Genomic DNA, 3,949 nt, shown 5'->3' with positions numbered 1-3,949 from the left:
ATTTTAAGTTCGCGGATAATTTACGCGAACACTTCTTTTTTGTCCAAAGTCCAATTTGAAAATCGGATTGAATAGTTTTTCGGTACTGGCTTGAGCTGCTAAAGTTTCGTCGCTCATGGTCTCAACCTATCTCTGGATCAAACTGCATATCGGGAGGCACGATTTTTGGATCTTCCCATACCAGGCTTAGGTGATCACCCAGCAAAGGTTTAATTTTAGACTTATGCGCTGTCTTGCGCTCCTGATGAATGCGATCGGGTAAATCTTTAAAAATGCAATCGCATACATTAGCTAATTGGTCTTGAAATTGAGGATCGCGCGACCATAGTGCCACTGGCAACGCCGTCTCTTCTGCAATCAAATCAAACCAGCTCCCTACAGAATCACAGTTTTTAAGAATCACGGCATAGGTTTTTTCTAGTTCTGGAATCAAATCCTCTTCTGGCAGCGAACAGTCTATGAACTTGGCCACCTCGCAGGTATTATTTTCAAAAGCTTTTTCAATCTGTTCCCATTTCTCATGCCAATCGTCGTAATAGTAGCATCCGATTGGGTGAGTCTTCAAGTTTGTTCGGACAACAAATGGGTATTCACTACCCAGAACAGCACCCAAATCGCTACTTGGCAGCATCTCAAAATTGTCACCAAACAACATCCGTGGCACAAACAAATGAATAGTCGGAGTTGGCTTTTTCCGAAGCTTTTCCCGAATTTTCTTACGCACAAATGCAGGTAGTTCTTGACGCGAAAGCACTACCATTGCCTTTATAAAATCTCTCACTGGCTAACCGAGTTCAAGCAACAAATTTATCACTGTACTGGCAGAATCTAGAGTCAAAGCGCTGCGGTCAAAGTGAACCTACTCAGGTTTTAGCCCTTTAAAGTAAGGCATCGCTTTGAGGAGCCAAACACAAAGGCGATCGCACTCTACATAAGCTATCGCCCTTTGACTCTAAGAAAATTGTTAGTTGAGAGCAGCAGCGTAGTTTACCGCCGTAGGCATCGCTTCTATACAAGCGAGGATGAGGAGCGATAGCGATCGCCAGTTGCTCCCGGACAGTATGTCATCAGTAGCGTTAACAACGCTGAATGCACTGAATATCTCGATTATCCTCGCTTGTAAATGCCAACTCTTGGAGTGGCAATGCCAACGATTTGGTGATTGCGGTTTGGAAGTGCGATCGCCTTTTCCTCTAAGAAACTGATTGATTCCTCACTTCTCTGATCTAGCTTGCGGTACTGGTGCATTTGTGATAAATGCGAGCGCTTACTTTTTGCGTCTCAATGGGGTATTGAGCCAAGATATGTGTAATTTTCGGCAAGATGGTCGAAAAAGCCTTTTCCTGTATAACTTTCAGCATTCTTAATGGCATTGTGTACGTATAATATAACAAGTTCTAGTTCTGTGTACTACAGATACACTACACGAGTGAGGAGCTTTTTTGCTTATGCTTCATGTACAGTCCAATAGCACCAGCAAGCGCTGTACCACCACTCGTAATAGGTTCAGGAACAGGTTGCACGTCTCCAAAAGCTACATTATCTATGCCATACGCACCAGGATAACTAGGCCCTGTAAATAGATGCGTTAATCTAATACTTGATATATTGTTGGTATTTGAGGTAACACCAATAAATTGCTGGTTTAACGCCTCAAGATTAAATGTGAATTTGCTCAAAACAGAAGAACTTCCTAAAACTTCGACAAGAACCTTGTCATCTGCACCTCCAAGGTCAAAAATATCAAATCCCACAGAAGTCACACCTGGATTCAGGTTAATCGATATGTCAGCCGCTGCCTGTGCAGTCGAGATTGATTTCGTAGTATTTCTAAAGTAATTATTGCTAGCGAATAAATAGGGATCTAGAGAAACCTTGAATTCAATTCCACTCAGGATATCACCTGAAGAAAAGTAAGTATTATTCGTCGCATTATTGAGCGGTTTGTCAGCGCGAAAAGGGAAATCCCCACCCTTGGGTATATTACCTTTTTCAAAGTCTTCAATCATTAAACCCGGATTTGCCGTTTCAAACGCAAGCCGATCAGTCTGAAATATTACTGCCCCTCTTGCTTGCTCCGCTATACCAAACAGCAACAGTGTTAATGCTCCAATGCCACACCATGAATATTTTGTTTTAAACATAAAATGCCTTTAATTTTACATTTATGTTACAACAATTTCGTTCATCTCAATTAATACTTATGATTTCGGGGCAGATATAGGGCTAAAAGTGGCGATCGCACCCTAAAACGCGTAGGCGAAGCCCGCCGTAGGCATCGCCATTTTCCTCTAAGAAATTGTATGTTCTACTACATCAAGTAACTTTCTTGATAGCTCTAGCCAACGCTTTACCCTTGGATTTGTTTCGACTGCTGAGTGAATTGTGGAGGGGTCAACTTCCCAATTCTCATAGGCTGCAAGTTTAACAACAAATACATGCTCTAGTTGGTGACGTTGTTCTGAAGTGTACATTTTAGTTGAGAGCAGCTGCGATCGCATCCGTGATTTTTTGATGTTCCAGGTTTCTAACATGCAGCGCCGCCGTTGTCCCAGCCTCCGCGATGATGGTAAACAGTGCGGGGGAGTCTGGTTTCGCCTTGGTTAGATACAACAAAACTTTGATTAAATTATCCTCTGGATTTTCCTTCTCAAGTTCTTTGAGAGCATCGTAATTACTTCTGGAAGCTAGCGCGAGTTGGTGATATTCAGTTTGGGGCGTGAGGAATCTTAGAATGTTTTGGATTGCATTGCCTACTGGATCACTGGAATCAAAAGCGATCGCCCCGGCAAAGACGCGATCGCTCCCACCAAAAGGCAGTTCCGCCAAATAGTCTTGGAGGCAATTAATATTATGAGTCCAGAGCAGGAAAAAAGGGAATACGTTTTGAATGCGATCGCTAGTTATCCTAGTCAAGCGCAAGCTGCGATCGCGTTAGGCACAAGTCCAAAGGTTGTCTCACAGTGGAACACGAACAAGACACAACCTAGAGAGTTGGCTGTTAGGGTAATTCAGCTGCTAGACGTTCTTAAAAATGCAGGTATTGAAGCACCACCGCCTCTAATTTTTTAATTTACCCTTACGGGTTCGGTAGTTTCTCCTGGGGGAAACCCCCAAGACCGAACTACCTCACTAATTTACTTTAGTTATTGCCCGCCAAGCGCGGGTTTTTTATTGTAGAGACGTGAGCAGATTGTGAGCAATTCATGAACACAACCATGAGCAGATCATGGTCTGACATTTACAAAACAGAATGGGCTTTAAAAAGGCTAGATGACGTACTTGCCAAGGCGATCGTTGAACTTCCAAGAAAAGCCGTAGTTCGAGAGTTCTATGGAGGAGCGGACAGCACGCTGAGGAGAGACTTGTTATGTCTTGTGCCAATGAAAGTTAGACCACTTGGATTTGATTTCATTCCTCAAGATGAAAGCTTTAGCAGAAGCTCTATCGAGGTGCTTTTTGAATTTAGAAAACTGGTCAAAAAATATCAGTACGACACAGCCGTTCGATTAATTCACCAAACAATGGAGAAAATTCATGAGTTACAAGACTGCACAACAAGCTGCTAGAGGAACCGCCAAGGTTCCTGAGACTCGCTCAGAAGAAACAGGGCAAGAAGCCGGATATCAACTAGATGATCAGTTTGAGAGCTTTGATAATGCAGTCGCCAACGGAATTGTTAATGTGCGTGGCGCTCGGATTATGCAATTGGTGATCACACGAATCTCCGGTGGCGACATGGGGGAAGTTGCTCCAGAGATGTTTAAAGCCTTTGAGCAAGGAACTTTGGCAAGCTTGGGGGAGCAAGTAAAGCAGTTGAAAGATTGGCACAGCAAGCCTCTGAAAGCCCTACCGCCCACCGACAAGCCCAAAGCATCGTGATGCTGTTTTATATGGGACTTCCAAGGAATAAATTACTCAACAAAAATCATAAGCTTACATTTAAACA

At 43.2% G+C, this 3,949-nt stretch carries 8 protein-coding genes; 3 read left to right on the top strand and 5 right to left on the bottom strand.

Annotation, left to right across the window (positions count from 1 at the left end; genetic code table 11):
* Nucleotides 1-121 precede the first annotated feature (121 nt).
* The 5 genes from ACFFAP_RS36885 to ACFFAP_RS36865 all read right to left on the bottom strand — a co-directional run bounded on the left by ACFFAP_RS36885 (nucleotide 122) and on the right by ACFFAP_RS36865 (nucleotide 2,829).
* Nucleotides 122-760 (bottom strand): hypothetical protein, encoded by a 639-nt coding sequence (locus ACFFAP_RS36885; RefSeq protein ID WP_375515845.1) that lies wholly within the window; start codon nucleotides 758-760, stop codon nucleotides 122-124.
* A 347-nt stretch (nucleotides 761-1,107) separates the two neighbouring features.
* Entirely contained in the window at nucleotides 1,108-1,248 is a 141-nt protein-coding gene (locus tag ACFFAP_RS36880) for a hypothetical protein (protein ID WP_375515844.1), read from the bottom strand.
* Between the two features lie 173 nt (nucleotides 1,249-1,421).
* On the bottom strand, nucleotides 1,422-2,144 hold the full coding sequence (locus ACFFAP_RS36875) for a hypothetical protein (RefSeq protein ID WP_375515843.1): 723 nt from the start codon (nucleotides 2,142-2,144) through the stop codon (nucleotides 1,422-1,424).
* 147 nt (nucleotides 2,145-2,291) lie between these two features.
* Nucleotides 2,292-2,474, bottom strand: coding sequence for a hypothetical protein (locus ACFFAP_RS36870; protein ID WP_375515842.1), 183 nt, complete (start codon nucleotides 2,472-2,474; stop codon nucleotides 2,292-2,294).
* Between the two features lies 1 nt (nucleotide 2,475).
* Nucleotides 2,476-2,829 (bottom strand): hypothetical protein, encoded by a 354-nt coding sequence (locus tag ACFFAP_RS36865; RefSeq protein WP_375515841.1) that lies wholly within the window; start codon nucleotides 2,827-2,829, stop codon nucleotides 2,476-2,478.
* A gap of 24 nt (nucleotides 2,830-2,853) precedes the next feature.
* Between ACFFAP_RS36865 and ACFFAP_RS36860 the strand changes: the two genes are divergently transcribed.
* From ACFFAP_RS36860 to ACFFAP_RS36850, 3 genes are all read left to right on the top strand, one after another.
* Entirely contained in the window at nucleotides 2,854-3,072 is a 219-nt protein-coding gene (locus tag ACFFAP_RS36860; RefSeq protein ID WP_104910272.1) for a hypothetical protein, read from the top strand.
* A gap of 134 nt (nucleotides 3,073-3,206) precedes the next feature.
* Nucleotides 3,207-3,569, top strand: a complete 363-nt coding sequence (locus tag ACFFAP_RS36855) for a hypothetical protein (RefSeq protein WP_375515840.1) — start codon at nucleotides 3,207-3,209, stop codon at nucleotides 3,567-3,569.
* Nucleotides 3,538-3,882 carry a hypothetical protein gene (locus ACFFAP_RS36850; protein WP_375515839.1) on the top strand — a complete coding sequence of 115 codons (345 nt, stop codon included), beginning with the start codon at nucleotides 3,538-3,540 and terminating at the stop codon, nucleotides 3,880-3,882. Before ACFFAP_RS36855 ends, ACFFAP_RS36850 begins: the two co-directional genes overlap by 32 nt.
* Nucleotides 3,883-3,949: the final 67 nt, after the last annotated feature.

Origin of the sequence: uncultured Nostoc sp. (assembly GCF_964245575.1) — a bacterium.
Taxonomy (GTDB): Bacteria; Cyanobacteriota; Cyanobacteriia; order Cyanobacteriales; family Nostocaceae; genus Nostoc.
Note: the sequence above shows the minus strand (reverse complement) of the source record. Positions and strands in the feature narration are given on the sequence as shown.

Bases quoted from the DNA above. Each gene is read 5' to 3' on its own strand.
- ACFFAP_RS36885 (WP_375515845.1), bottom strand. From the start codon at position 760: ATGGTAGTGCTTTCGCGTCAAGAACTACCTGCATTTGTGCGTAAGAAA.
- ACFFAP_RS36880 (WP_375515844.1), bottom strand. From the start codon at position 1,248: ATGCACCAGTACCGCAAGCTAGATCAGAGAAGTGAGGAATCAATCAGT.
- ACFFAP_RS36875 (WP_375515843.1), bottom strand. From the start codon at position 2,144: ATGTTTAAAACAAAATATTCATGGTGTGGCATTGGAGCATTAACACTG.
- ACFFAP_RS36870 (WP_375515842.1), bottom strand. From the start codon at position 2,474: ATGTACACTTCAGAACAACGTCACCAACTAGAGCATGTATTTGTTGTT.
- ACFFAP_RS36860 (WP_104910272.1), top strand. From the start codon at position 2,854: ATGAGTCCAGAGCAGGAAAAAAGGGAATACGTTTTGAATGCGATCGCT.
- ACFFAP_RS36855 (WP_375515840.1), top strand. From the start codon at position 3,207: ATGAACACAACCATGAGCAGATCATGGTCTGACATTTACAAAACAGAA.
- ACFFAP_RS36850 (WP_375515839.1), top strand. From the start codon at position 3,538: ATGAGTTACAAGACTGCACAACAAGCTGCTAGAGGAACCGCCAAGGTT.